Here is a 22,622-nt window from a genome sequence, read left to right as displayed (position 1 = left end):
GTCAGCCCCGGGATGCCACGGGTCGGGGGCGCGGCGGGTCAGCGGCCCATCGCGTCGAGCTGGCGCAGCTCGCTGTCACTCAGCGAGAAGCCGAAGAGGTCGACGTTCTCCCGGATCCGGGACGGCGTACCCGACTTCGGGATCACCACGATGCCGTGGTCGATGTGCCAGCGGAGCACCACCTGGCCCGGGGTGACCCCGTGCCCGCGGGCGATCTCCCCGAGCACCGGGTCGTCCAGGTCGGTGGTCTTCAACGGGCTGTACCCCTCCAGCACCACGCCCCGCTCCCGGTGCTCGTCGAGCCGGCGCGGGTCGTGCAGCGCCGGCCCCCAGCGGACCTGGTTCACCGCCGGAGCCTCCTCGGTCGCCTCGATCAGCATGTCGAGCTGGCCGGTGCCGTAGTTGCTCACCCCGACCGTCCGGGCCAGGCCCTCGTCCCGGACGGCCAGCAGCTCCCGCCAGCTCGCGATGCTGGCCCGGTCCTGCGAGGGCGGCCAGTGGATCAGCCACAGGTCGACGTACCCGGTGTCGAGCGCGGCGAGGCTGGCCGCGATGGTCTCCCGCTCCCGACCGGCCTGCTCCGGCGGAAGCTTGGTGGTGACGAAGATGTCCTCCCGGGGCACTCCGCTGTCCCGGATCGCCCGGCCCACCTCGTCCTCGTTGCCGTACATGGTGGCGGTGTCGAGGTGCCGGTAGCCGACGTCGAGCGCCTCACGCACCGCGTCGTAGGCACGGCGACCGCGTAGCTGCCAGGTGCCGAAGCCGAGCATCGGCATCCGGACCTCGCTCGGCAACGTGACGGTGGGCTGGTCGATCGCAGAGGTCATGGGGATTTTCTACCCGGATATGCCCTGACCATGCATTCCGGCATCCGGCGCCGGATCGGCGCAGAATGGCCGGCATGGGTGACCGGCTGGACGAGTACCGGCGCAAGCGCGACCGGACGCGCACGCCCGAACCGGTGCCGGAGCCGGAGCCGGCTGCGGCGCGGCCCGCGAACCGGTTCGTCATCCAGCAGCACCACGCCCGGGCGCTGCACTGGGACCTGCGGCTGGAGCGGGACGGGGTGCTCGCCTCCTGGGCGGTGCCGCGCGGGCTGCCGCGCGAACCCGGGCGCAGCCACCTCGCGGTACACACCGAAGATCATCCACTGGAATACCTGGAGTTCTCGGGCGAGATCCCGGCCGGCGAGTACGGCGGCGGCCGGATGACCGTGTTCGACCGCGGCGACTACACCTGCGAGAAGTGGCGCGACGACGAGGTGCTGGTGGCGCTGCGCGGTGGGAAGGTCTCCGGGCGTTACGTGCTGTTCCGGACGGCCCGGGGCGGCGAGTCGGGCCGGGCCGGCACCGGGCGCAGCGAGCGGGACTGGATGGTCCGCCGGCTGGATCCGGCACCGCCGGGCTGGCAGTCGATGCCGGAACGGGTCCGGCCGATGCGCGCCACCACGGCGGCGAAGCTGCCGGCCGACGACGCGGCCTGGGGTTACGAGATGCGCTGGGACGGCCTGCGGGCCATCGGGTACGTCTCCGGCGGCCGGCTCCGGCTCCGCTCCGGCGACGACGACCTCACCCCGGCGTACCCGCAACTGCGGGAGCTGGCCGAGGCGCTGGCTCCCACCGAGGCGGTGCTGGACGGCGAGCTGGTCAGCTTCGACCGGGCCGGTCGGGTACGCCCGGCGGCGCCCCGTTCGGCCGGTCAGCGCCCTCCGGCCCGGGACGGCAGCCAGTACCTCATCTTCGATCTGCTCTGGCTGGAGGGGACGAGCAGCCTGGACCTGCCGTACGCCCAGCGCCGGGAACTCCTCGACGGCCTGGCCCTGTCCGGGCCGCACTGGCAGACGCCCCCGTACTTCCCCGGCGGCGGCCGGTACGCGCTCGACGCGAGCCGCGAGCAGGGGCTGGCCGGCGTGCTGGCCAAGCGGCTGGACGCCGGATACCTGCCGGGCCGGCGCAGTCGGCACTGGCTCGTCGTCGACAACTGATCCGACACCAGCGGCGTCACTTTCGTCACCGGCGGTGCCCGACCTCCCGGTGCCCGGGGCGCGAAAGAGTGATCGAACACGCGGCCGTTACCGCGCGGACCGGCCGCCCGGCAGGGATCATGGGAGAAACCGAGGTATCGGAGGCCGCCTGGTGTATCTGACGCACCTGCACTGCCCGCGCTGCGACACCAGCTACCCGGCGGACCGCCCGCAGAACCTCTGCTCGTGCGGCTCGCCGCTACTGGCCCGGTACGACCTTGCCGAGGTGCGCAAGGCGGTGGACCCGGCCGCGCTGGCCGGGCGGTCGGCCGATCTCTGGCGCTACCGCGAGCTGTTGCCGGTCGCCGAGGACCGGCACGTCACCACGTTCGGCGAGGGCTGGACCCCGCTGCTGCCGGCGGCCCGGTACGGCGAGTCGGTCGGCGTACCGGGTCTGCTGATCAAGGACGAGGGGCTGGTGCCGACCGGTTCGTTCAAGGCCAGGGGCGCCGCCGTCGGGGTGTCCCGGGCCCGCGAACTGGGCATCCGGCGCGTGGCGATGCCGACCAACGGAAACGCCGGTGCCGCCTGGGCCACCTACGCCGCCCGGGCCGGACTGCGGGCCACCATCGCCATGCCGCTCGGCGCACCCACCATCACCCGCCGGGAGTGCGTGGCGGCCGGCGCCGAACTGCACCTGATCGACGGCCTGATCAGCGACGCCGGCCGGTACGTCGGAAACCTGATCGCCGACTCGGCCGGTTCCCCGGACGGGGAGATCTTCGACGTCAGCACCCTCAAGGAGCCGTACCGGCTGGAGGGTAAGAAGACCATGGGGTACGAGATCGTCGAGCAGCTCGGCTGGCGGGTGCCGGACGTCATCGTCTATCCGACCGGCGGCGGGGTGGGGCTGATCGGCATCCACAAGGCGCTGCACGAGATGCGGGACCTCGGCTGGATCGGCGACACCCTGCCCCGGCTGGTCGCCGTGCAGTCCACCGGCTGCGCCCCGATCGTGCGCGCCTTCGGCGCCGGTGCGACCCGGGCCGAGCCGTGGGCCGACGCCTGGACCGTCGCCTTCGGCATCAACGTGCCGGCGCCACTCGGCGACGAACTCATCCTCGACGCGCTCCGGGACACCGCCGGTACGGCGGTCGCGGTCGACGACGAGGCGATCCTCGCCGACCTGCACGACTTCGGCGCCCGGGAGGGTCTGCTGCTCTGCCCCGAGGGAGCCGCCTGCCTCACCGCCGTCCGGCAGCTACGGTCCGGCGGCTGGATCCGCGCCGACGAGCGGGTGGTGGTGCTGAACACCGGCGCCGGGCTGAAGTACCCGGAGACCGTCGACGTGGACGGCCTGCCGGTGGCGGGATGACGTCGGCGATCTCCCGGTCGCGGGGCGACCCCGGCGACCTCCCGGTGGCCGCGCCCCGGTGGGTCGACGCCGGTGGTCGGACCGGGGGGCGGCGAGGCGGACCGAAATTTGACAACGACGGCGTACCGGCACTAGGCGTTGAGTGGTTATGTCTCACGCCGCGAAGCGCGTCCGGGCGACCGGATCGAGCGAACCAGTTGACGTACCGGAGCACCTCGGCGAGGCCGACGCGGAGACCTGGCGCGGCGCGGCCGCGATCCTGAGCGCGAACTGGACCGGCACCCACACGGTGCCGTCCCGTACCCTCTACCCGCACCAGTGGAGCTGGGACGCCGGCTTCATCAGCATCGGGCTGGCCCACGTCGCACCGGACCGCGCCTGGCGCGACCTGCGCAGCCTGTTCGTGGCGCAGTGGCCGGACGGGCGGGTGCCGCACATCGTCTTCGACCCTGGGGTCACCGAACGCGACTACTTCCCGGGCCCGACCTTCTGGACCGGCGGCGGTCCACCCGGCCCCGGTGGGGTGACGCACGCTGGCGACCGGCCGGCCGCCAGCGGCGTTCCGGCATCCGGCGGGCTCCCGATCCCCAACGGCAGGGCGGCGTCCGGTGGCATCGGCACCTCGGGCAGCGGTGCCGGGCCGGCCAGGCTGAGCAGCGGGATAGTCCAGCCACCGGTGCACGCGGTCGGCGCCTGGGAGGTCTATCGGCGCGCGCCGGACGAGGCGGCCACAGCGGAACTTCGCTGGCTCTATCCGCGACTCGTCGCCCAGCAGGAATACCTGGCCACCGCCCGGGACGTCGGCGGCACCGGGCTCGCCGCGATCGTGCATCCGTGGGAGTCCGGGCTCGACAACAGCCCGTGCTGGGACGAGGCGCTCGGCGCCGTACCGGTGGCGGCGGAGGTGCTGCGCCGGTATGCCCGGCGGGACAACCAGATCGTCTCCTCCGACCACCGCCCCACCGACGACGACTACGCCCGCTACCTGACCATCGCGCTGTCGTACCGGGACGGGGGTTACCGGGACGCGGATCTGGCGGTACGGCATCCGTTCCTGGTCGAGTGCCCCGGGTTCAACGCGCTGCGTGGCGCGGCCGAGCTGGCGCTGGCCCGGATCGCCGAGGTGGTCGGCGCCGACCCGGCACCGCACCGGGACCGGGCCGCCGCGATCACCCGGCAACTGGTGGACCGGCTCTTCGTCCCGGCCACCGGCATGTTCCACGCGCTGGACGTCCGGACCGGCCGGCACAGCCCGGCCCGATGCGTCAACGGGCTGCTGCCACTGGTCCTGCCGGGGCTGCCGGCCGCGCAGGTGGCGAGCCTGGTGACCGTGCTGGAGTCGGCTCGGTTCGGGGCCGGCCCCATGCCGGTACCCAGCTACGACCGCTCCGCCGTCGACTTCGACCCGTTCCGGTACTGGCGCGGACCGGTCTGGTTCAACATCAACTGGCTGCTCCGGTCCGGACTGCGTACGCATGGCCGGGACGGGTTGGCCGACACGCTTCGCTCGGCGCTGCTGGACCTGGCCCGAAACTCCGGCTACTACGAGTACTTCCACCCCGACAGCGGTACCGGGATCGGCTCTCCGGCCTTCAGTTGGACGGCCGCGCTCACCCTCGACCTCCTCGCGGAACCGATGGGCTGACGCGGCCGTACCCCGGTCAGCTCGTCGGCGGCTCGTCCTTGCCGGCCTCCTCCATCGCGTCGGCCTGCTCCTTGGTGTGGTGCACCGCCTGGTCGGCGTGCTCCGGAGGGCCGTAGATGGTGTAGAGCACCAGCGGGTTGGGGCCGGTGTTGACGAAGTTGTGCTTCCGCCCGGCCGGTACGACCACCAGGTCGCCCTGGGTCACCTTGCGGGTCTGGCCGCTGACCCGGGCCTCGCCGGTACCGCTGACGAAGGTGAGGATCTGGTCGATCTCCTCGTGCACCTCCTCGCCGATCTCGCCGCCCGGCGGGATCGTCATGATGACCAACTGGGTGTTCTTGCCGGTCCACAACACCCGGCGGAAGTCCGGGCTCTCCTCGGCGACGGTAGCGATCGTGAAGTGCTCCATGCCCCCTCCTTACCCAGGAAGCGGGGCGTTGATTCCGCGCTTCCTGGGACGGATGTGACCGCTGGGACGCCCCGAAACCCAGCCGGGTCGGCCCCTACCAGGTCCGGCCGGGCATCGGGTTTGCTTCGGGGCACGGTGGGAAACCCCACACCTAGCCGGAACGACCGACGAGACGGACCGGTCGAGCCAGGTCCTCGCTGGCGTACCGCCGATGGGCTGCGCGGGCGGGAGACGGCCAGAGCGCGGCGACGCCAACGTTCCACCGGCGGCGCCGCGCGCTCGTGGCAGCTTCCTCCCCCGCCCGACGGCCATCACCCACCAGCCCCGAGCGGGCCGGTCCCCGCGGTGCCGGGCCGCACCGGGGGCGCGCTGGCCAGTTGCCGCCCAGCCGACAGCCACCACCACCAGCCCTCAGCGGGCCGGTCCCCGCGGTGCCGGGCCGCACCGCGGGGACCGGGGGCCAGGCGGTTCCCGCCTGGCCCAGCGGACGCCCGGCCGGTGGCGCGCCGGCTTGGCGTCGCTGTGTGTGGTTCAGGAGGAGACGTGCAGGTGGAACGCGCGGTCGGCGGGGACGCCGGAGCTGTTCCAGGTCTGCACGAAGACCCCGGCCGGAACGCCGGCCCGGCCGACCACGGCGATCTCGCCGGGCGGTGAGGTGCCGACGCTGCCGGTCAGGCCGATGGTCGCGGTGAAGGCCGAGGCGGCCACGTTCTGGATGAAGATCACCTGATACTGCCCGGTGGTGAGCCGGCTCGACGAGACGGCTCCGAAGCCCCTGGCAAGGGTTCCGTTCGCGTTCACCACGGCGAAATGGCCCTGGGCGGTGGCTGGCAGTCCGGCGGCGGTGGCGGGTACGGCGGCGACGCCGACCCCGTCCGCCTCGGTGCCCTCGGCGGGCGGTTGGTCGTCGGTGGCGACGGTGGGCTGTTCGTCGGCTGCCGCGTGCCTGGCCTCGCTGGTCTCGGACATGGCGGTGCTCCTTGCTGGTCGGGCCGTTCCCGGCCCGTTGACGAGGGATTGCGGGCGGGCCACGGTGAGGGTGGCGCGAGCCCGACGGGCGGTACCTGCCCGCAACCGACATTACTCTCCGTCAACACATGACCACACTTAGTACGCCTGTCCGATCGAGGACAGGGATCACCGTCCGACCGGGGGCGGGATGTGGACAGGTCGGAGCCGGCATAGTTTGATAACTGTCAATAGGAGCCGGGGGCTGAAGCAGTCGTACTCAGAAGGGCTCTCGTCATGCTCGGACGCAAGCTGCCCACCGTCCTGCCCACCGCCGTCCTCACCGTGGTCGCCCTGCTGGCCCTGCCGGCGGCCTCCGCCCAGGCCGATCCGCTGATCCCGCTCCCGCCGCCCGGTCAACCGGTGGCCAGCGGCATCACCCCGACCGGCGCCACACTGCGCTGGGCGCCGTCCGCCGGCCCGGTCTTCCGGTATTCCACGCTGCGGTTGGTGGACGGCGAGTGGCAGGGCTTCTCCTCAATGCCGTCCACCACGGTCACCTTCGTCGCGCTGATCCCGGGCACCGAGTACACCGTGGCGGTGCGCGCCGCCGCGCTGGCCGGCTCGGGCTACACCCTGAGCCCGCTCTCCGAACCACTCACCTTCAGCACCCCGCCGGCCGAGGCGGCACCGGGCGGAACCACACCGGCGCCGCCTCCGTCGGCCGCTACGGTGGTTGTGGGGTGCCCGGCACTCTGACCGGGGGAACGGGCCGCACGGTTGGGGCAGAAAGGAATCGGTGATCCGCGTTACCCCTGGCCGGCGCCGTGCTCGCCGCGCATCGCCGACTCGCCACGGGGGTGTCCGGCGAGGCAGCATGGACGGGTGGACAACCCGAGCGCCGAACGCTACGCCTCGCTGGCGCACCTGCTGACCGGTGGCGACGTGGTGGTGCTCAGCGGTGCCGGCCTGTCGACCGACTCCGGGATCCCCGACTACCGGGGACCGAGTGGGGCGCTGCGCCGGCACACCCCGATGACGTACCAGGCGTTCGTCGGCGACCCGCTGGCCCGGCGCCGCTACTGGGCGCGCAGCCACCTCGGCTGGCGTACCATCGCCCGGGCTGCTCCGAACGCCGGGCACCGGGCGGTCGCCGAACTCGACCGGCGCGGGCTGCTGGCCGGCATCCTCACCCAGAACGTGGACGGCCTGCACCAGGCGGGCGGCGCCCGGTCCGTGGTCGAACTGCACGGCAGCCTGGCCCGGGTGATCTGCCTGGGCTGTGCCGAGACCACCGACCGGGAGACGCTGGATCGGCGGCTCCGGGACGCCAATCCCCGGTTCGCCGCCAACTCCGACACGGTCAACCCGGACGGCGACGTCGAGCTGCCGGACGAGTTGGTCGAGGGCTTCCAGACCGTGGACTGCCAGGCGTGCCCAGGCGGCATGCTCAAGCCGGACGTGGTCTTCTTCGGCGAGTCCGTACCGCCGGACCGGGTCCGGACCTGCTTCGACCTGGTCGAGCGGGCCCGGCTGCTACTGGTGCTCGGCTCGTCCCTGACGGTGATGTCCGGCCGCCGGTTCGTGATCCGGGCAGCGAAGCTCGACATCCCGGTGGTGATCGTCAACCAGGGCCCGACCCGGGGCGACGACTACGCCGAGCTGACCATCGACGCGCCGCTCGGCCAGGTGCTGCCCGAGCTGGTCCGGCTCGCCGGCCCGGCGGGCGCCGTTCACCGCACCGGTCAGCCGCGCCCGGCCGGTCCTGCGGCGTCGGACGGAAGCGAGCCGGGTGGCACCGGGCTGGCCCCGGTGGGCGCCGCCGGCGCCGCGAGCCGGTAACCCCGCATCCGGTACGACCCGATGCGCGGATCGTCCGGCCGGTGGTAGTCGTCGTCCACCCAACCGTTGCGGGTGTGGAAGCGACGGGCCCGCTCGTCGGAGTCCTGTCGTCTCCCTCCCCCCCCGTCCCGGCCCGGCACGGTCCCGGCCGGAGACGGGGGCGGTGGACATCCGGCCCGCGACTCTATGCGGGCGCGGCCGGTGAGCGGGCGGCGAGCACCACGGCGGTACCGAGCAGCGCCGCGCCGAGCAGGCCGACCGGGCCGAGCCGGTCACCGAGCAGCAGCGCGGCGAGCACCGCGCCGACCAGCGGCTCCAGCAGTGCCAACAGCGCCGCGGTGCCGGGCCGGACGGTACGCAGCCCGCGGAAGTAGAGCAGGTACGCCACCGCGGTCGGCCCGGTGCCCAGCGCGACCAGCAGCCCGAGGGCGGCGGGACCGGGCGGGAAGCCGAGCCCCACCGTGCCGGCGGCCAGTGGTGCCACCAGCAGCCCGCCGAGGGTGAAGCCGTACCCGGTGCCGGCGAGTTCGTCGAGTCCCGGCACCGGCCGGGCCCCGACCAGGGTGATCGCGGCGAACCCGGTGGCGGAGACCAGCGCGAGCAGCGCGCTGGAGAGCACCGCGAGTGCCCCGAAGCCGCCGGCCGGCAGCCCGACCAGCAGCACCAGCCCGGCCACCGCCAGCGTGCAGGTCCCGGTGGTACGCCGGTCCACCCGGCGCCGGCCGGTGACGGCCTCGGCGGAGAGCACCAGCAGTGGCGCGGCACCGATGGTGACCAGGGTGGCGAGGCTGACCGAGGTCAGCGACACCGCGCCGAAGTAACAGACCTGGTAGAGCGCGGCCAGCGCGCCGAAGACGGCGATCCGGGTCCAGGCCGCCCGGCCGCACGGCGGGCGGCGTCCGGTGAGGGCGAGGAAGGCCACGATCAGGATCCCGCCGACGGCGAGCCGGTATCCGGCGACCGCGACCGGGGAGAGCCCGGTGTGCCGACCCAGCAGACTGCCGGTGAGCCCACCGGTGCCCCACAGGGTGCCAGAGACGATCAGAAACCACAGGCCGGCACCGGACCGGGGGCGCACGGCAGCCAGTGGTGCGGAAGAGGTGTGCATGAGGGTTCGCGCTCCTGCGACGAGGGGGGACGTGGTCGCGGAAGCGGGACGAGCCCAGGATCACCCGACAGGGAACAGCGCACCGGCCGGATCGGCGCGACGCGCTGGGGTTGTCGCCCCGCTCAGGAGCGCGGGGGCGGGGTGATGGGGAAGCAGCGATGCACGGTTGGACTGTACCGGACCAGGACCGGGCCGCCCGCCGGTGATCCCAGCCGGCGGGAGACCCGATCCAGGTCGAAGTCCGGGGTACGGCGTCAGACCGTCGGGCCCTGCTCCGCGAAGCCGAACTGCACCGCACCCTGTGCGTCCACCGCGGCGTCCAAGGCCTTGTCGTCGAGGATCTGCGCGGCCTGCGGGTCGAGGAAGACCCGGGCCCCGTCGCTGTCCACCACCTGGTCACCGTGGGCGGGGCTCTCCGCCAGGGTGAGGTTGAGCGACCCGGCGGTGAGGTCGCTGGCGATCCGCAGGCCGGCGCCGTCCGGCACCTCCTGCTGTGCGGTCAGGTCCCGGATCACGAGTACGGCGTTCTCGGTCATGGTGAGCATGCAGACTCCTCGTGGATTTTCGTGTGCTCGGCCCGTGCGCCCATCCGGCGGGCGTGCCCCGGGGCACCCGCGCCGGCCAACTGGGTCCTACAGCGCGGCGGCCATCGGTCATGTAGCCAGCCCGTTCGTCTGGTCCACACGCTGCGCGGACCGGGCTGACGCCTGGGTACGGCCGGTGCACGTCGCGCCGAGCCCCCAGCTCGTGGCGACAGGCCGTACTTGCCCTACGTTGCCGCTTCCAGCCCGATTCGTCAAATGCGGTGAGCCGCCCGGCGGGGCGTGTTAGGGGGTCTCCGGAACCCGTTCGGCGGGACGTTTTAGCAGGTCAGCACGGCATTTCGGCCGGGGCCGACGCCGCGTCGAGCAGCCGCCTTATCTCTCGCACGGCGGACCGGCCGGCCCGGTTCGCGCCGATCGTGCTCGCCGACGGTCCGTACCCGATCAGGTGCACCCGGTTGTCGGCGACCGCCCGGGTCCCGTCCATCACGATCCCGCCACCCGGCCCCCGCAACCTCAGCGGCGCGAGATGGTCGAGGGCGGCCCGGAATCCGGTGCACCACACGATGACGTCGGCGGCGAACCCGCTGCCGTCGGGCCAGACGACGCCGTCCGGGGTGATCCGGGCGAACATCGGCAGCCGGTGCAGCAGGCCCTGCGCCCGCATCCGGCGCAGTTGCTCCGTCCACACCAGACCGGTCGCGGCGACGACGCTGGCCGGCGGCAGTCCGGCCCGGACCCGGGCGTCGACCCGGGCCACCGCGGCCCGACCCCACTCCGGGGTGTACGCACCCTCGACGATCACCGGCGGCCGTCGGGTGACCCAGCGGGTCTCGGCGGCGACCGTGGCGATCTCGTCCAGCAACTGGAGGGCGGAGGTGCCGCCGCCGACCACCACCACCCGGCGGCCGGCGAACTCGGCCGGTCCCCGGTAGTCGGCGGTGTGCAACTGCCGGCCGGCGAACGACTCCTGGCCGGGATAGTACGGCCAGAACGGGTGCCGCCAGGTCCCGGTCGCGTTGACCAGCGCCCGGGTACGCCACCGCCCGGCGCCGGTCCGCACCTCCAGTCGGCCGTCGTCCCGGTCGTGCACCCCGGTCACGTTCACCGGGCGGTGCACCGGCAGGCCGAACTCCCGCTCGTACCCGGCGAAGTAGTCGGCGACCACTTCGGCGGCCGGCCGGTCCGGGTCGACCTCGCCGAGCGCCCGGCCGGGCAGGTCGTGTACGCCGTGCACGGCGGACATCCGCAGCGTCGGCCAGCGGTCCCGCCAGGCGCCGCCCGGTCCGGCGCCGCCGTCCAGCAGCACGTAGCCGGTCTCCGGCGCGAACCCGCTCCGGCCGAGGAAGTAGCCGGCGGAGAGTCCCGCCTGACCGGCCCCGATCACCACCACGTCGACGTCCCGACCGCTCACCTCCGGGGCAACCGCGCCGGCCGGCCGATCCGTACCGGGAACGGAGGTTCCGTGGGTCACAGTTCGATGCAATCATCTAGCCATGTGGATGCGTAGATTTTCGCCACGCCTGGTCGCCCGGTCGGCACTCGTCTTCATCCTCGCCGCCGGCACGCTCGGCGCACCGACGCTGGGCGCGGGGCCGGCCAGCGCCGCCGAGCCGGATCCGACGATGAACGACGCGGTCTTCAACCGGCCGACCGGCACGGCCGCCCAGCAGAACGCGATCTTCATCCAGCTCGCCCGGATCATCGACCGGGTACCGGCCGGCGGCGAGATCCAGATGTCCTGGTTCGGGTTCGGCGTCACCGACGTCACCGACTCGGAGACCACTCCCGACCTGCCCGGACGACTGCTGAACGCGCACCAGCGGGGGGTACGCGTCAAAATCATCCTGGATCACGAGCAGGTCAGCCAGCGGCCGTACCAGCGGCTGCTGCCGGTGCTCGGCAGCAACGACACCGCCGGGTCGTACATCGTGCACTGCGCCGACAGGTTTCCCAGCGCCGACCGGGGCTGCATCGGCACCCGCCGGATCGACTACACCGACTCGTCGGTGACCGCCTACAACCACAACAAGTTCCTGATCGCGTCCAGCATCGTGCTCAACAACGGCTCGACGGTGTCCAACGTGGTCTTCCAGGGCTCGGCGAACCTGGGCTGGTGGGACGCGAACGAGGCGTACAACAACGGGCTGACCTTCAGCGACGCCACCACCTACCAGGCGTACCGGCAGTACTTCGCGGACCTGCGGTCGTACCGCTACAACTCGGCCGGCAACAACAACTACTACTGGGGCACCCCGACCGGCACGACGTACCGGGCGTACTTCTTCCCCCGGCGGGAGCGCTCCGGGCAGCCGGTCAGCGACCCGGCCACCGACACCGTCGTCAGCGTGCTCGACTCGGTCGCCTCCTGCTCGTACGACGACAACGGCACCCGCCGGCAGACCGACGTCCGGGTCAACATGTTCTCGTTCAACCGGCCCGAGGTGGCCAAGAAGCTCACCGCGCTGCGCAACGCCGGCTGCTGGGTCGACGTCGTCTACAGCGAGGCGAACGCCGGGGTGCTGAACGCGCTGGGCAGCAACGTCCAGCTCACCCAGTGCGACTACAACGTCGGGCCGGGCCGGGACATCCGGACGCACAACAAATACATGATCATCGACGGCGCGTACGACGACGACATCGTGCCCCGGGTCTTCACCGGCAGCCACAACTACAACGTCTCCGCACTACGCCAGGCCGACGAGGCGATGTTGCGGATCATGGGCCGGGGCATCCACGACGACTACCTGAGCGACTTCTGGCACGTCCGGGACACCTGCCGGGCCAACGGCGGCGCGATCCGCTGAGCCGGTGCACCACCACGATCCCCGTGATCCGGGTCGATCACGCCGGGCCGGAACGCCCGGAGCGCCGTACCCTGATCACGGGGATCACCTACGAGGAGGTCGGCGATGAAGCTGCCGCAGGGCGTCCAGGTCACCGGACCGATGAACGACCGCTACCAGGAGATACTCACTGGCGAAGCGCTCGACTTCGTGGCCCGGTTGCACCGGTCGTTCGACGGCCGCCGCCGGGAACTGCTGGCGCTGCGCGACGACCGGGCGGCGGCACTGGCCGCCGGCGGCACCCTCGACTTCCTGCCGGAGACGGCGGAGATCCGGGCCGCTGACTGGCGGGTCGCCGAGCCGGCACCCGGGCTGGTCGACCGGCGGGTCGAGATCACCGGACCGACCGACGCCAAGATGACCATCAACGCGCTCAACTCGGGCGCCAGGGTCTGGCTCGCCGACCACGAGGACGCCAACACCCCGCTCTGGCCCAACGTGATCGAGGGGCAGCTCAACCTCCGGGACGCGATCGCCCGCAAGCTGGAACTGCGCACCCCGGAGGGGAAGCACTACCGGCTGCGCGACGGCGAGCTGGCGACCATCGTGGTCCGGCCGCGCGGCTGGCACCTGCCGGAGAAGCACATCCTGGTCGACGGCGAGCCCACCTCCGGCAGCCTGGTCGACTTCGGCCTCTACTTCTTCCACTGCGCCCGGCCGCAGCTCGACGCCGGTTCCGGCCCGTACTTCTACCTGCCCAAGTTGGAGAGCCACCTGGAGGCGCGGCTCTGGAACGACGTCTTCGCCGCCGCCCAGGACTGGCTCGGCATCCCGCGCGGCACGATCCGGGCCACCGTGCTGATCGAGACCTTCCCGGCCGCGTTCGAGATGGACGAGATCCTCTACGAGCTGCGCGAGCACTCGGCCGGGCTGAACGCCGGCCGCTGGGACTACATGTTCAGCGTGATCAAGAAGTTCCGTACCCGGGGTGCCGACTTCCTGCTGCCGGACCGGAACGCGGTGACGATGACCGCGCCGTTCATGCGGGCGTACACCGAACTGCTGGTCCGGACCTGTCACCGGCGCGGCGCGCACGCGATCGGCGGGATGGCCGCCTTCATCCCCAGCCGGCGGGACCCGCAGGTCAACGAGATTGCCCTGGCGAAGGTCCGGGACGACAAGACCCGGGAGGCGAACGACGGCTTCGACGGCTCCTGGGTGGCCCACCCCGATCTGGTGCCGGTCTGCCGCGAGGTCTTCGACGGCGTACTCGGCGACCGGCCGCACCAGCTCGACCGGACCCGCGAGGAGGTACGGGTCAGCGCGGCGCAACTGCTCGACGTGGCGGCCACCCCCGGCGCCCCGACCGAGGCGGGACTGCGCAACGACGTCAGCGTCGGCATCCAATACCTCGCGAGCTGGCTGGCCGGCTCCGGCGCGGTCGCCATCTTCAACCTGATGGAGGACGCGGCGACCGCCGAGATCTCCCGCTCCCAGGTCTGGCAGTGGCTGCACAACGACGTCACGCTGGACACCGGCGTCCGGGTGACCCGGGAACTGGTCGAGCGGATCGCCGACGAGGAGATCGGCAAGCTCGGCACCGACCCCGGCCGGTACGCCGAGGCACGCGGGCTGTTCATGGAGGTCGCCGTGGCGGACGAGTTCGTCGACTTCCTCACCCTGCCCGCGTACGAGCGGATGCCCTGAGCCGGAGACATCTTGACGACGACGAACGGAAGCGGCGAAGAAGTGCCCTGAGACCCGACGCGTGGCGGCCGAGGCGCGCAGTGGCGCGCCGGCCACCGCGCCGCGCTGAGACCGGAGGTCGACGATGCCCCGACCCCAGATCGAGAGGTTGGCCGCCGAGCTGCGCGGCGCCCTCGGCGACGAGCAGGTGATCGACGACCGGGCCCGGTTACGGACCTACGAGTGTGACGGGCTGGCTCAATACCGGGTGGTGCCGGCGCTGGTGGTGCTGCCGCGGACCGCCCAGGAGTGCGTCCTGGCGGTCCGGGCCTGCGTGGCCGCCGGGGCGCCGTTCGTGGCCCGGGGCTCCGGCACCGGGCTCTCCGGCGGCGCCCTGCCGCACCCCGACGGGGTGCTGGTCGTCACCTCCCGGCTGCGCACCATCCGGGAGGTGCTGCCGGCCGACGAACGGGCCGTCGTCGAGCCGGGCGTGATCAACCTGGCGGTCACCCGGGCCGCCACCCCGTACGGCTACTACTACGCCCCGGACCCGTCCAGCCAGCAGATCTGCTCGATCGGCGGGAACGTGGCGGAGAACTCCGGCGGGGCGCACTGCCTGAAGTACGGCTTCACCACCAACCACGTGCTCGGGTTGCAGGTGGTCACCCCGGACGGCGACCTGGTCCGGCTCGGCGGGGCGGCACCGGACAGCCCCGGCTACGACCTGGTCGGCGCCTTCGTCGGCTCCGAGGGCACCCTCGGGATCGCCACCGAGGTCACCGTCCGACTGGTCCGGCTGCCGGAGTCGGTGCGTACCCTGCTCGCCGCCTTCGCCAGCACGGACGCGGCCGGCGCGGCGACCTCGGCGATCATCGCCGCCGGGGTGGTGCCGGCGGCGGTGGAGATGATGGACGCGCTCGCCATCGAGGCGGCCGAGGCGGCGGTGCACTGCGGCTATCCGGCCTGCGCGGGCGCGGTGCTGATCGTCGAACTGGACGGCCCGGCCGCCGAGGTCGAGGCGCAGTTCGCGGAGGTGGAGCGGCTCTGCCGGGCCAACGCCGCGTTCGAGATCCGGATCGCCGCCGACGACGCCGAACGGGCACTCTTCTGGAAGGGACGCAAGTCGGCGTTCGCCGCCGTCGGCCGGATCAGCCCGGACTACATCGTGCAGGACGGGGTGATCCCGCGTACCGCGCTGCCGGAGGTGCTGCGCCGGATCGGCGAACTCGCCGCCGAGCGCGGAATCCGGGTGGCGAACGTCTTCCACGCCGGGGACGGCAACCTGCATCCGCTGGTCCTCTTCGACGACGCCGTCGACGGGCAGGCCGAGCGTGCCGAGGAACTCTCCGGCGCCATTCTCGACCTCTGCGTCGCGTACGGCGGGTCGATCACCGGGGAGCACGGCGTCGGGATGGACAAGGCGAAGTACCTGCCCCGGATGTACACCGACGACGACCTGGACACCATGCAGTTGCTGCGCTGCGCCTTCGATCCGCGCTCGCTGGCCAACCCCGGCAAGATCTTCCCCACTCCCCGGCTCTGCGGCGAGGTGCCCGGCCGGCACAGGGGCGCGCATCCGCTCCAGGAGGCCGGCATCGCGGAGGTGTTCTGAGCCATGCCCGGACCCGACACCACCACCGCACACCTCGACACGCTCCGGGCCGCGATCGCCTCGGCCGGTGACGACGACCCGACGACACCGGCCGGCACCCGCCCGAACGGTGCCCGCCCGGCCGGCACCGGGCCGGACGGCACGGCCCGGGACAGCTCGACCCGCGACGGCACGGCCGGGGCCGGCTTCGACCTGGTCCGGCCGGCCGGGCCGGCGGACGCGGTCGGCGGCGTACCGGCCCGGATCGTCGCGGCGCCCGGCTCGACCGCGCAGGCGGCGGCGCTGCTGCGGGCCGCCGCCGGACTCGGGCTCAGCGTGGTCTTCGCCGGCGGCGGCAGCAGGTCGGACTGGGGCAACCCGCCGCGCAGCCTCGACCTGGTGGTGCAGACCCGGCGGCTCGCCGGAGTGGTCGAGCATGCCGCCGGCGACCTGATCGCGGTGGTCCGGGCCGGGACCCCGCTGGCCGAACTCCAGCACGCGCTCGCCCCGGCCGGGCAACAGTTGGGGCTGGACGATCCGGTCGGCGGCGCCACCGTCGGCGGCGCGGTCGCGGTGAACGGCAGCGGCCCACGCCGGATGCTCTACGGCACCGTGCGGGACCTGCTGATCGGGGTCACCCTGGTCCGCGCCGACGGGGTGGTGGCGCACGCCGGGGGCAAGGTGGTGAAGAACGTCGCCGGCTACGACCTGGGCAAGCTGGTCACCGGGGCGTACGGCACGCTCGGGCTGGTCACCGAGTGCGTGTTCCGGCTGCACCCGGTGCCGGCCGCCCGGGCGTACGTGCGCTGTCGCACGGCCGGTGCCGGGGTGCACGGCGTCGAACGGGTCGGACGGCTGCTCGGCACGGTGCTCGGGGCCCAGCTGGTGCCGACCGCCCTGGAGGTCGAGGCGCCACCCGGCGGCGGTTATCAGACGGTGCTGCTGCTGGAGGGGACTCCGGCCGGAGTGGCCGGCCGGGCCGAGGTCGCCGCCCGACTGCTCGGCGCCGACGCGGTGCAGACCGAGGAGGCGCCGCCCTGGTGGGGACGGTACCCCTGGCAGCCCGGCGACACCGGGCTCAAGCTCACGGCGGTGCTCTCCGGGGTACCCGACCTGCTGGCCGCGGCCCGGGCGGCGGGTGACCGGCACGACGTGCCGATCGGGGTACGCGGCTCGGCCGGCACCGGAGTCCTCTACGCCGGCCTGCCGGCGGCGGCCCGGCCGGACCGGGTGGCCCGGGTCGTCGAGGAGCTGCGCGGGGCGGCCACCGAGGCCGGTGGGCACGCCGTGGTGCTGACCGCGCCGGACCGGGTCCGGGACCGGGTCGACCTGTGGGGGCCGGTGGAGGGGCTGGAGCTGATGCGCCGGGTCAAGCAGCGGTTCGATCCCGACGCACGGCTGGCGCCCGGACGCTTCGTGGGAGGAATCTGATGACGGCACCCGACCCGCTCCCGCCCGGATCCGCCGCAGCCGGTGCCAGCCCGCCGGCGCCTGAGGCGCCGTCGCCCGGCGGTACCCGGCCGGCCAGCGCGCCCCGGGACGTGCTCGGACTGCTCGGGCCGGCGCCCGGCGGGCCCGCCTTCGACGGGCACCGGCCACCGCCGGCCGACCTCGTCGCCGACTGCGTGCACTGTGGATTCTGCCTGCCCACCTGCCCGACGTACGTGCTGTGGGGCGAGGAGATGGACTCGCCCCGGGGCCGGATCCACCTGATGCGACAGGGCCTGGAGGGCGAACCGCTCAGCGACTCGATGGTGGGGCACTTCGACGCCTGCCTGGGCTGCATGGCCTGCGTCACCGCGTGCCCCTCCGGGGTCCGCTACGACACCCTGATCGAGAACACCCGGCAGCAGGTGGAGCGCCGGCACCACCGACCCGCCCGGGAGCGGGCGCTCCGGGCCGCCATCTTCGCGCTCTTCCCGTACCCGAAGCGGCTGCGGCTGCTGCGCGGACCGCTGCGGGCGTACCAGGCCAGCGGGCTGCGTCGACTGGTGGCCAGGAGCGGGCTGCTGCCCCGGCTGGCGCCGACGCTGGCCGCCCTGGAGTCACTGGCGCCCCGGCTGACCCGGGCGCCGAAGGCACCCGACCGGGTACCGGCGTACGGGCCGCGCCGGGCGGTGGTGGGGATGCTCACCGGGTGCGTGCAGAGCGCCTTCTTTCCCGGGGTGAACGCGGCGACGGCCCGGGTGCTGGCCGCCGAGGGCTGCGAGGTGGTGATCAATCCGGGTCGGCAGGGCTGCTGTGGCGCGCTGAGTGTGCACAACGGACGCGAGGCGGAGGCGCAGGCGTTCGCCCGGAACCTGATCGACGCCTTCGCCGACACCGGCATCGACTACTTCGTGGTCAACGCGGCCGGCTGCGGCTCGTCCCTGAAGGAATACGGCCAACTGCTCGCCGACGACCCGGCCTACGCCGGGCGGGCCGCCGGGTTCGCCGCCCGGGTGCGCGACCTCGCAGAACTCCTCGTCGAACTCGGCCCGGTGGCCCGGCGACACCCGCTGCCGGTCAGCGTCGCCTATCACGACGCCTGCCATCTCGGGCACGCCCAGGGGGTACGCAGTCAGCCCCGGGAGCTGCTCCGGGCCATTCCGGAACTGGAACTGCGCGAGATCGCCGACCCGGAACTCTGCTGCGGCTCGGCCGGGGTGTGGAACGTACTCAACCCGGAGCCGGCGGCCCGGCTCGGCGAGCGCAAGGCCACGGACGTGCTCGCCACCGGCGCCCGACTCCTGGTGACCGCCAACCCGGGCTGCCTGATGCAGATCACCGCCGCCATCCCCCGGCTCGGTGGTACGGCCTCGGTCGAGCCGGGCGCGGCCGGTGGGATCGCCGTGGCGCACACCGCCCAGGTGCTCGACGCCTCCATCCGGCGGCTCCCCGTCGACCGGCTGCTCTCCACCCGGTGACGGGACCGGACGTGCGGTCAGCCCTGGTAGAGCCGGCGAGCGTACTCGGCGCCGTAGTAGCGCTCCAGCTCCTCCAGCGACTCCTCGGTCTGCTGGACCCGCTTGACGATCTGCGGCTGCGGCGGCAGTACCTCCGGGTGCCAGGTCTCCGGCCGCCACAGCGACGACCGCATGAACGCCTTGGCGCAGTGGAAGAAGATCTGTTCGATCTCGACGACCAACGCCAGGATCGGCCGGTGCCCCTTGACCACCATCTGGTCGAAGAACGGCGCCTCCCGGACCAGCCGGGCCCGCCCGTTGATCCGCAGCGTCTCGCCCCGGCCGGGAATCAGATAGACCAGCCCGACGTGCGGATTCGCCAGGATGTTGCGGAAACCGTCCGCGCGCCGGTTGCCCGGACGTTCCGGAATGGCGATCGTGGTGTCGTCGAGCACCAGGGTGAAGCCGGCCGGGTCGCCCTTGGGCGAGACGTCGCAGTTGCCGGCCGGGTCGGCCGTGGCCACCAGGCAGAACGGCGAGGCGGCCAGCCACTCGCGGTCGATCTCGTGCAGTCGTACCCGCTCCTTGGTCACCGCCCGCGGCATCGGCTCGCCGAGCAGCTCCCGCAACTCGGCCTCGGATGCGATCTCGACCAGCTCCGCCGGCCCCGTCATGCCCACCTCCCGCGTCGGTGACCCCACCCCAGCCGACGGCTTCCTGCCAGCGTCGTGAGCCAGGCCTATCCTACGAGCTTCGGCAGCACCTCGGCGGCGATGAGTTCCAGGTGGTCGAGGTCGCTGAGCTCGGTCAGGCGCAGGTGCACCCGGGTGGTGCCGACCTCGGCGAACTCGCCGATTCGCTCGACGAGCCGGGCCGGCGGACCGGCCACCGGGTCCTCCGGTGGCAGGGCGCTCTTCTCGTGCAGCGGTGCGAGGCGCCGCCGTACCTCGGCATCGGTCCGTCCGATCGCCACCACGATTCCGGCGGACAGGACCAGCGGATCACGGCCGGTTGCCCTGCGGTCGAGCCGGTCGCACGCCTCGCGGACCCGCTCGTACGCCTCGGCGGTCTCCCCGACCGTCCGGAATGGCATGTTGAACTCGTCCGCGTACCGGGCGGCCAGCTCCGGTGTCCGCTTCGGCCCCCGGCCACCGACGATGATCGGCGGTCCTGGCAGCTGGATCGGCTTGGGCAGGCCGAGGGCGTCCTGTAGCTGGTAGTGGTCGCCGGCGTAGCTGAACCGGGAACCGGTCGGAGTGCTCCACAGTCCGGTGACGATGGCGAGCTGCTCCGCGAGCCGGTCGAACCGCTCGCCCACGGTCGGGAACGGGATCCCGAGCGCGCGGTGTTCCCGCTCGTACCAGCCGGCGCCGATGCCCAGGTCGATCCGGCCGCCGCTCATCTGGTCGACCTGGGCGACCAGCACGGCGAGCGGGCCGGGTAGTCGGAACGTGGCCGAGGTGACGAGCGTGCCGAGCCGGATCCGCGAGGTTTCCCGGGCCAGACCGGCGAGGGTGAGCCAGGCGTCGGTAGGGCCGGGTAGCCCGGGGTCGTCACCCATCGCCTGGTAGTGGTCCGCCCGCAGCCAGCCGTCGAACCCGGAGTCCTCGGCCAGTCGAGCCATCCGGAGCTGGTCGTCGTAGCTGGCGCCACGGTGCGGCTCGGTGAAGATCGCTACCCGCATGTCATGCCCCTCCCGCCCCACCTGCGCCTTCCCCGCCATCGGCGGGCAGCAGTGCGGTAATGACTCGCGTCATTGCCACCCGGCGCGCAAGGATTGGCCCCGTTCGCCGGTCCATTGTGGCATTGCGCTGGTGTGGACCGGACCTCGCCGGCGGTGTGGCTTTCTCCTAGGCTATACGCGGACTCTCCCGCCTTCCCCGCCCGGCCACCTCGGCCAAGGCCCCCGTACTCAACCCAACCCCCACTCCGGACGGTCGGGTACCGCCGGATCGAAAGGAAGGTTGTCGTGAGACTCGCGCGTACGACCGCAGCCGCGGCCCTGGCCGCCACGTTGCTGCTCACCGCCGCCTGCTCGGGCTCGTCCGACGGCGGCACGGATGGCGGCGACTCGGGCTCCTTGGAGAAGGTGGCGTACCTGACCAGTTTCGGGAACTTCGGGCGTGACGCGTATGCCTGGGTCGCCCTTGAAAAGGGGTACTTCCGGGAGGCTGGGTTCGATGTGGACATCAAGCCCGGCAACGCCACCGCCGAGAACCTCAAGATGATCGCCGCGGGGCGGGCCGCGTTCAGTCCGCTCGACCTCACCGGTCTCCTCCTCGCCGCCGGGCAGGGACAGGCCAAGGACGTCGTCGCGGTTGCCGCCATCCAGCAGAAGACCATGGCCGCGATCATGAGTCTGGAGGGCAACGGAATCGCCGTCCCGAAGGACCTGGAAGGCAGGACCCTGGCCGACAGCCCCAGTTCGGTTGTCCGGAACCTGTTCCCGACCTACGCCAAGCTCGCGGAGATCGACGAGAGCAAGGTCAAGTGGGTCAACGGCACCCCGCAGACCCTGATCGGCACGCTGGCCGGCGGGGGCGTACAGGGCATCGGGCAGTTCGTGGTCGGCAAGCCGACCGTCGAGGCCGCCGCGAAGGGCAGGAAGGCAGTCGTCCTGCCGTACAGCGACGTCATGCGGGACCTCTACGGCAACGTGCTGGTCACCTCCAAGAAGATCGCGACGGAGAATCCGGACATGGTCAAACGGTTCACCGCTGCCCTGCTCAAGGGGCTGGAATACAGCATCGCGAACCCCGAGGAGTCCGGGGAGATTCTCCACAAGAACGTGCCGGCCGCGGCTGCCGCGCCGGCCGCCGCCGAGTTGGAGTTGATGGCCACGTACGTGGCCTCGGAGACCGGAATTGGCGGAATCGACCTGGGCCGGGTGGCCGGCAGTATCGCCCTGTTGGAGACCGCCGGCTCGATCCCCCCGGGTGTGACGCCGGAGCAGATCGTCGACGCCAGCCTGACGCCGAAGCCCTGAAATGGTCGAGGTTCGATCCGAGGCGCGCGCGACCCGAGACCGGTGGAGCGCCGCCCGGGTGGCGTACGCCGGGGTGTGGCCCCTCCTCGGGCTGCTGCTCGCGATCGCCACCTGGTGGCTCGTCACCACCGCGTACCCGCTCGTCCACCCGGCGGTCCTGCCGCCGCCGGCCGATGTTCTGGTCGCGTTTCGTCGCAAGCCGGGAGAGCTACTCGACGGCACCTGGACCACCACTGCGGAAACCGTGATCGGTTTCCTGCTCGCCACCGCCGCGGGAGTCCTGATCGGCATCTCCCTGGCCGCCTCACGCACGACCGAGCGGATGTTTTCGCCGCTGCTCGTGGCCGTCAACGCGGTCCCGAAGATCACTATTGCGCCGCTGCTGGTCATCGCCCTGGACTTCGGTCAGAAGCCGATCCTGACGATGGTCGTCCTGCTCGCGTTCTTCCCCATCGTCCTGGCCACCACGACCGGACTCACCACCACCCCCGCGGACCTGGCCGAACTGGCCAGGTCCCTGGACGCCTCGCGCTGGCAGGCATTCTCCAAGGTTCGGTTCCCGGCCGCGCTGCCACAGATGTTCATCGGTCTGAAGGTCGCCATGCCGCTGGCGGCCATCGGCGCCGTCCTCGGTGAGTTCTACGCCGCGGACGGCGCCGGGCTGGGCTTCCAGATCCTTCAGTACAGCGGGGTCGCCGACAGCGCGACCGCCTGGGCCGCGATCATCCTGGTCGGAGCCATGAGCATCGTGCTCTACTACGCTCTGGTCGCCATCGAGTGGTTGGCCCTGCCCTGGGTACGGGAGACGACCTCGGCCCGTTGAGCCCCCCGTCACCGGCCCACCTGCGAGGAAAGG

Annotated in this window: 20 protein-coding genes; 12 read left to right on the top strand and 8 right to left on the bottom strand. The window is 72.6% G+C overall.

All coding sequences use genetic code 11. The features are described 5' to 3' along the window. Positions 1–38: 38 nt before the first annotated feature. The gene (locus tag R6Y94_RS39005) at positions 39–827 is read right to left on the bottom strand and encodes an aldo/keto reductase (RefSeq protein ID WP_318401815.1); all 789 of its coding nucleotides are present in this window, start codon (positions 825–827) and stop codon (positions 39–41) included. 74 nt (positions 828–901) lie between these two features. Here R6Y94_RS39005 and R6Y94_RS39000 point away from each other — a divergent pair, with 74 nt between their 5' ends. From R6Y94_RS39000 to R6Y94_RS38990, 3 genes are all read left to right on the top strand, one after another. Continuing rightward, a complete protein-coding gene (locus tag R6Y94_RS39000; protein ID WP_318401814.1) occupies positions 902–1,984 on the top strand; it encodes a DNA polymerase ligase N-terminal domain-containing protein in 1,083 nt (360 codons plus the stop codon). Positions 1,985–2,135: 151 nt separating this feature from the next. Beyond that, positions 2,136–3,338: a threonine synthase gene (locus R6Y94_RS38995; protein ID WP_318401812.1), complete on the top strand. Its 1,203-nt coding sequence runs from the start codon at positions 2,136–2,138 to the stop codon at positions 3,336–3,338. Between the two features lie 148 nt (positions 3,339–3,486). Next, positions 3,487–4,983 (top strand): MGH1-like glycoside hydrolase domain-containing protein, encoded by a 1,497-nt coding sequence (locus R6Y94_RS38990; protein WP_318401810.1) that lies wholly within the window; start codon positions 3,487–3,489, stop codon positions 4,981–4,983. Positions 4,984–4,999: 16 nt separating this feature from the next. On the opposite strand, the gene R6Y94_RS38985 is transcribed toward R6Y94_RS38990, so the two are convergent. After that, on the bottom strand, positions 5,000–5,392 hold the full coding sequence (locus R6Y94_RS38985; RefSeq protein ID WP_318401809.1) for a cupin domain-containing protein: 393 nt from the start codon (positions 5,390–5,392) through the stop codon (positions 5,000–5,002). A 531-nt stretch (positions 5,393–5,923) separates the two neighbouring features. Next, entirely contained in the window at positions 5,924–6,361 is a 438-nt protein-coding gene (locus tag R6Y94_RS38980; protein ID WP_318401806.1) for a hypothetical protein, read from the bottom strand. A 276-nt stretch (positions 6,362–6,637) separates the two neighbouring features. Between R6Y94_RS38980 and R6Y94_RS38975 the strand changes: the two genes are divergently transcribed. Next, entirely contained in the window at positions 6,638–7,099 is a 462-nt protein-coding gene (locus R6Y94_RS38975) for a fibronectin type III domain-containing protein (RefSeq protein WP_318401804.1), read from the top strand. 126 nt (positions 7,100–7,225) lie between these two features. Then, positions 7,226–8,182: an NAD-dependent protein deacetylase gene (locus R6Y94_RS38970; protein ID WP_318401803.1), complete on the top strand. Its 957-nt coding sequence runs from the start codon at positions 7,226–7,228 to the stop codon at positions 8,180–8,182. Positions 8,183–8,366: 184 nt separating this feature from the next. On the opposite strand, the gene R6Y94_RS38965 is transcribed toward R6Y94_RS38970, so the two are convergent. The 3 genes from R6Y94_RS38965 to R6Y94_RS38955 all read right to left on the bottom strand — a co-directional run bounded on the left by R6Y94_RS38965 (position 8,367) and on the right by R6Y94_RS38955 (position 11,306). Beyond that, positions 8,367–9,290 carry a DMT family transporter gene (locus R6Y94_RS38965; protein ID WP_318401801.1) on the bottom strand — a complete coding sequence of 308 codons (924 nt, stop codon included), beginning with the start codon at positions 9,288–9,290 and terminating at the stop codon, positions 8,367–8,369. A gap of 254 nt (positions 9,291–9,544) precedes the next feature. Then, on the bottom strand, positions 9,545–9,835 hold the full coding sequence (locus R6Y94_RS38960) for an adhesin (RefSeq protein ID WP_318401799.1): 291 nt from the start codon (positions 9,833–9,835) through the stop codon (positions 9,545–9,547). 325 nt (positions 9,836–10,160) lie between these two features. After that, positions 10,161–11,306: an NAD(P)-binding domain-containing protein gene (locus tag R6Y94_RS38955; RefSeq protein ID WP_318401798.1), complete on the bottom strand. Its 1,146-nt coding sequence runs from the start codon at positions 11,304–11,306 to the stop codon at positions 10,161–10,163. Positions 11,307–11,328: 22 nt separating this feature from the next. Between R6Y94_RS38955 and R6Y94_RS38950 the strand changes: the two genes are divergently transcribed. The 5 genes from R6Y94_RS38950 (at position 11,329) to R6Y94_RS38930 (ending at position 18,801) form a co-directional block, all read left to right on the top strand. Beyond that, positions 11,329–12,639, top strand: a complete 1,311-nt coding sequence (locus R6Y94_RS38950; RefSeq protein WP_318401797.1) for a phospholipase D-like domain-containing protein — start codon at positions 11,329–11,331, stop codon at positions 12,637–12,639. 105 nt (positions 12,640–12,744) lie between these two features. Further along, a complete protein-coding gene (gene aceB, locus R6Y94_RS38945) occupies positions 12,745–14,325 on the top strand; it encodes a malate synthase A (RefSeq protein ID WP_318401796.1) in 1,581 nt (526 codons plus the stop codon). Between the two features lie 124 nt (positions 14,326–14,449). After that, on the top strand, positions 14,450–15,916 hold the full coding sequence (locus tag R6Y94_RS38940; protein WP_318401794.1) for an FAD-linked oxidase C-terminal domain-containing protein: 1,467 nt from the start codon (positions 14,450–14,452) through the stop codon (positions 15,914–15,916). 3 nt (positions 15,917–15,919) lie between these two features. Beyond that, positions 15,920–17,326 (top strand): FAD-binding oxidoreductase, encoded by a 1,407-nt coding sequence (locus R6Y94_RS38935; protein ID WP_318401793.1) that lies wholly within the window; start codon positions 15,920–15,922, stop codon positions 17,324–17,326. Then, the gene (locus R6Y94_RS38930) at positions 17,326–18,801 is read left to right on the top strand and encodes a (Fe-S)-binding protein (RefSeq protein WP_318401791.1); all 1,476 of its coding nucleotides are present in this window, start codon (positions 17,326–17,328) and stop codon (positions 18,799–18,801) included. The genes R6Y94_RS38935 and R6Y94_RS38930 overlap by 1 nt, the downstream gene beginning before the upstream one ends. Positions 18,802–18,818: 17 nt before the next feature. Here R6Y94_RS38930 and R6Y94_RS38925 read toward each other — a convergent pair whose 3' ends face one another. Then, entirely contained in the window at positions 18,819–19,454 is a 636-nt protein-coding gene (locus R6Y94_RS38925) for a pyridoxamine 5'-phosphate oxidase family protein (RefSeq protein ID WP_318401789.1), read from the bottom strand. Positions 19,455–19,519: 65 nt separating this feature from the next. After that, positions 19,520–20,464: an LLM class F420-dependent oxidoreductase gene (locus tag R6Y94_RS38920; RefSeq protein WP_318401788.1), complete on the bottom strand. Its 945-nt coding sequence runs from the start codon at positions 20,462–20,464 to the stop codon at positions 19,520–19,522. Positions 20,465–20,749: 285 nt separating this feature from the next. Between R6Y94_RS38920 and R6Y94_RS38915 the strand changes: the two genes are divergently transcribed. Continuing rightward, positions 20,750–21,766 carry an ABC transporter substrate-binding protein gene (locus tag R6Y94_RS38915; protein ID WP_412102980.1) on the top strand — a complete coding sequence of 339 codons (1,017 nt, stop codon included), beginning with the start codon at positions 20,750–20,752 and terminating at the stop codon, positions 21,764–21,766. A 1-nt stretch (position 21,767) separates the two neighbouring features. After that, positions 21,768–22,589: an ABC transporter permease gene (locus R6Y94_RS38910; RefSeq protein WP_318401786.1), complete on the top strand. Its 822-nt coding sequence runs from the start codon at positions 21,768–21,770 to the stop codon at positions 22,587–22,589. Positions 22,590–22,622 lie beyond the last annotated feature (33 nt).

Origin of the sequence: Plantactinospora sp. KLBMP9567 (assembly GCF_033446045.1) — a bacterium.
GTDB lineage: Bacteria > Actinomycetota > Actinomycetes > Mycobacteriales > Micromonosporaceae > Plantactinospora.
This window is presented reverse-complemented; position numbering and strand designations above follow the sequence as displayed.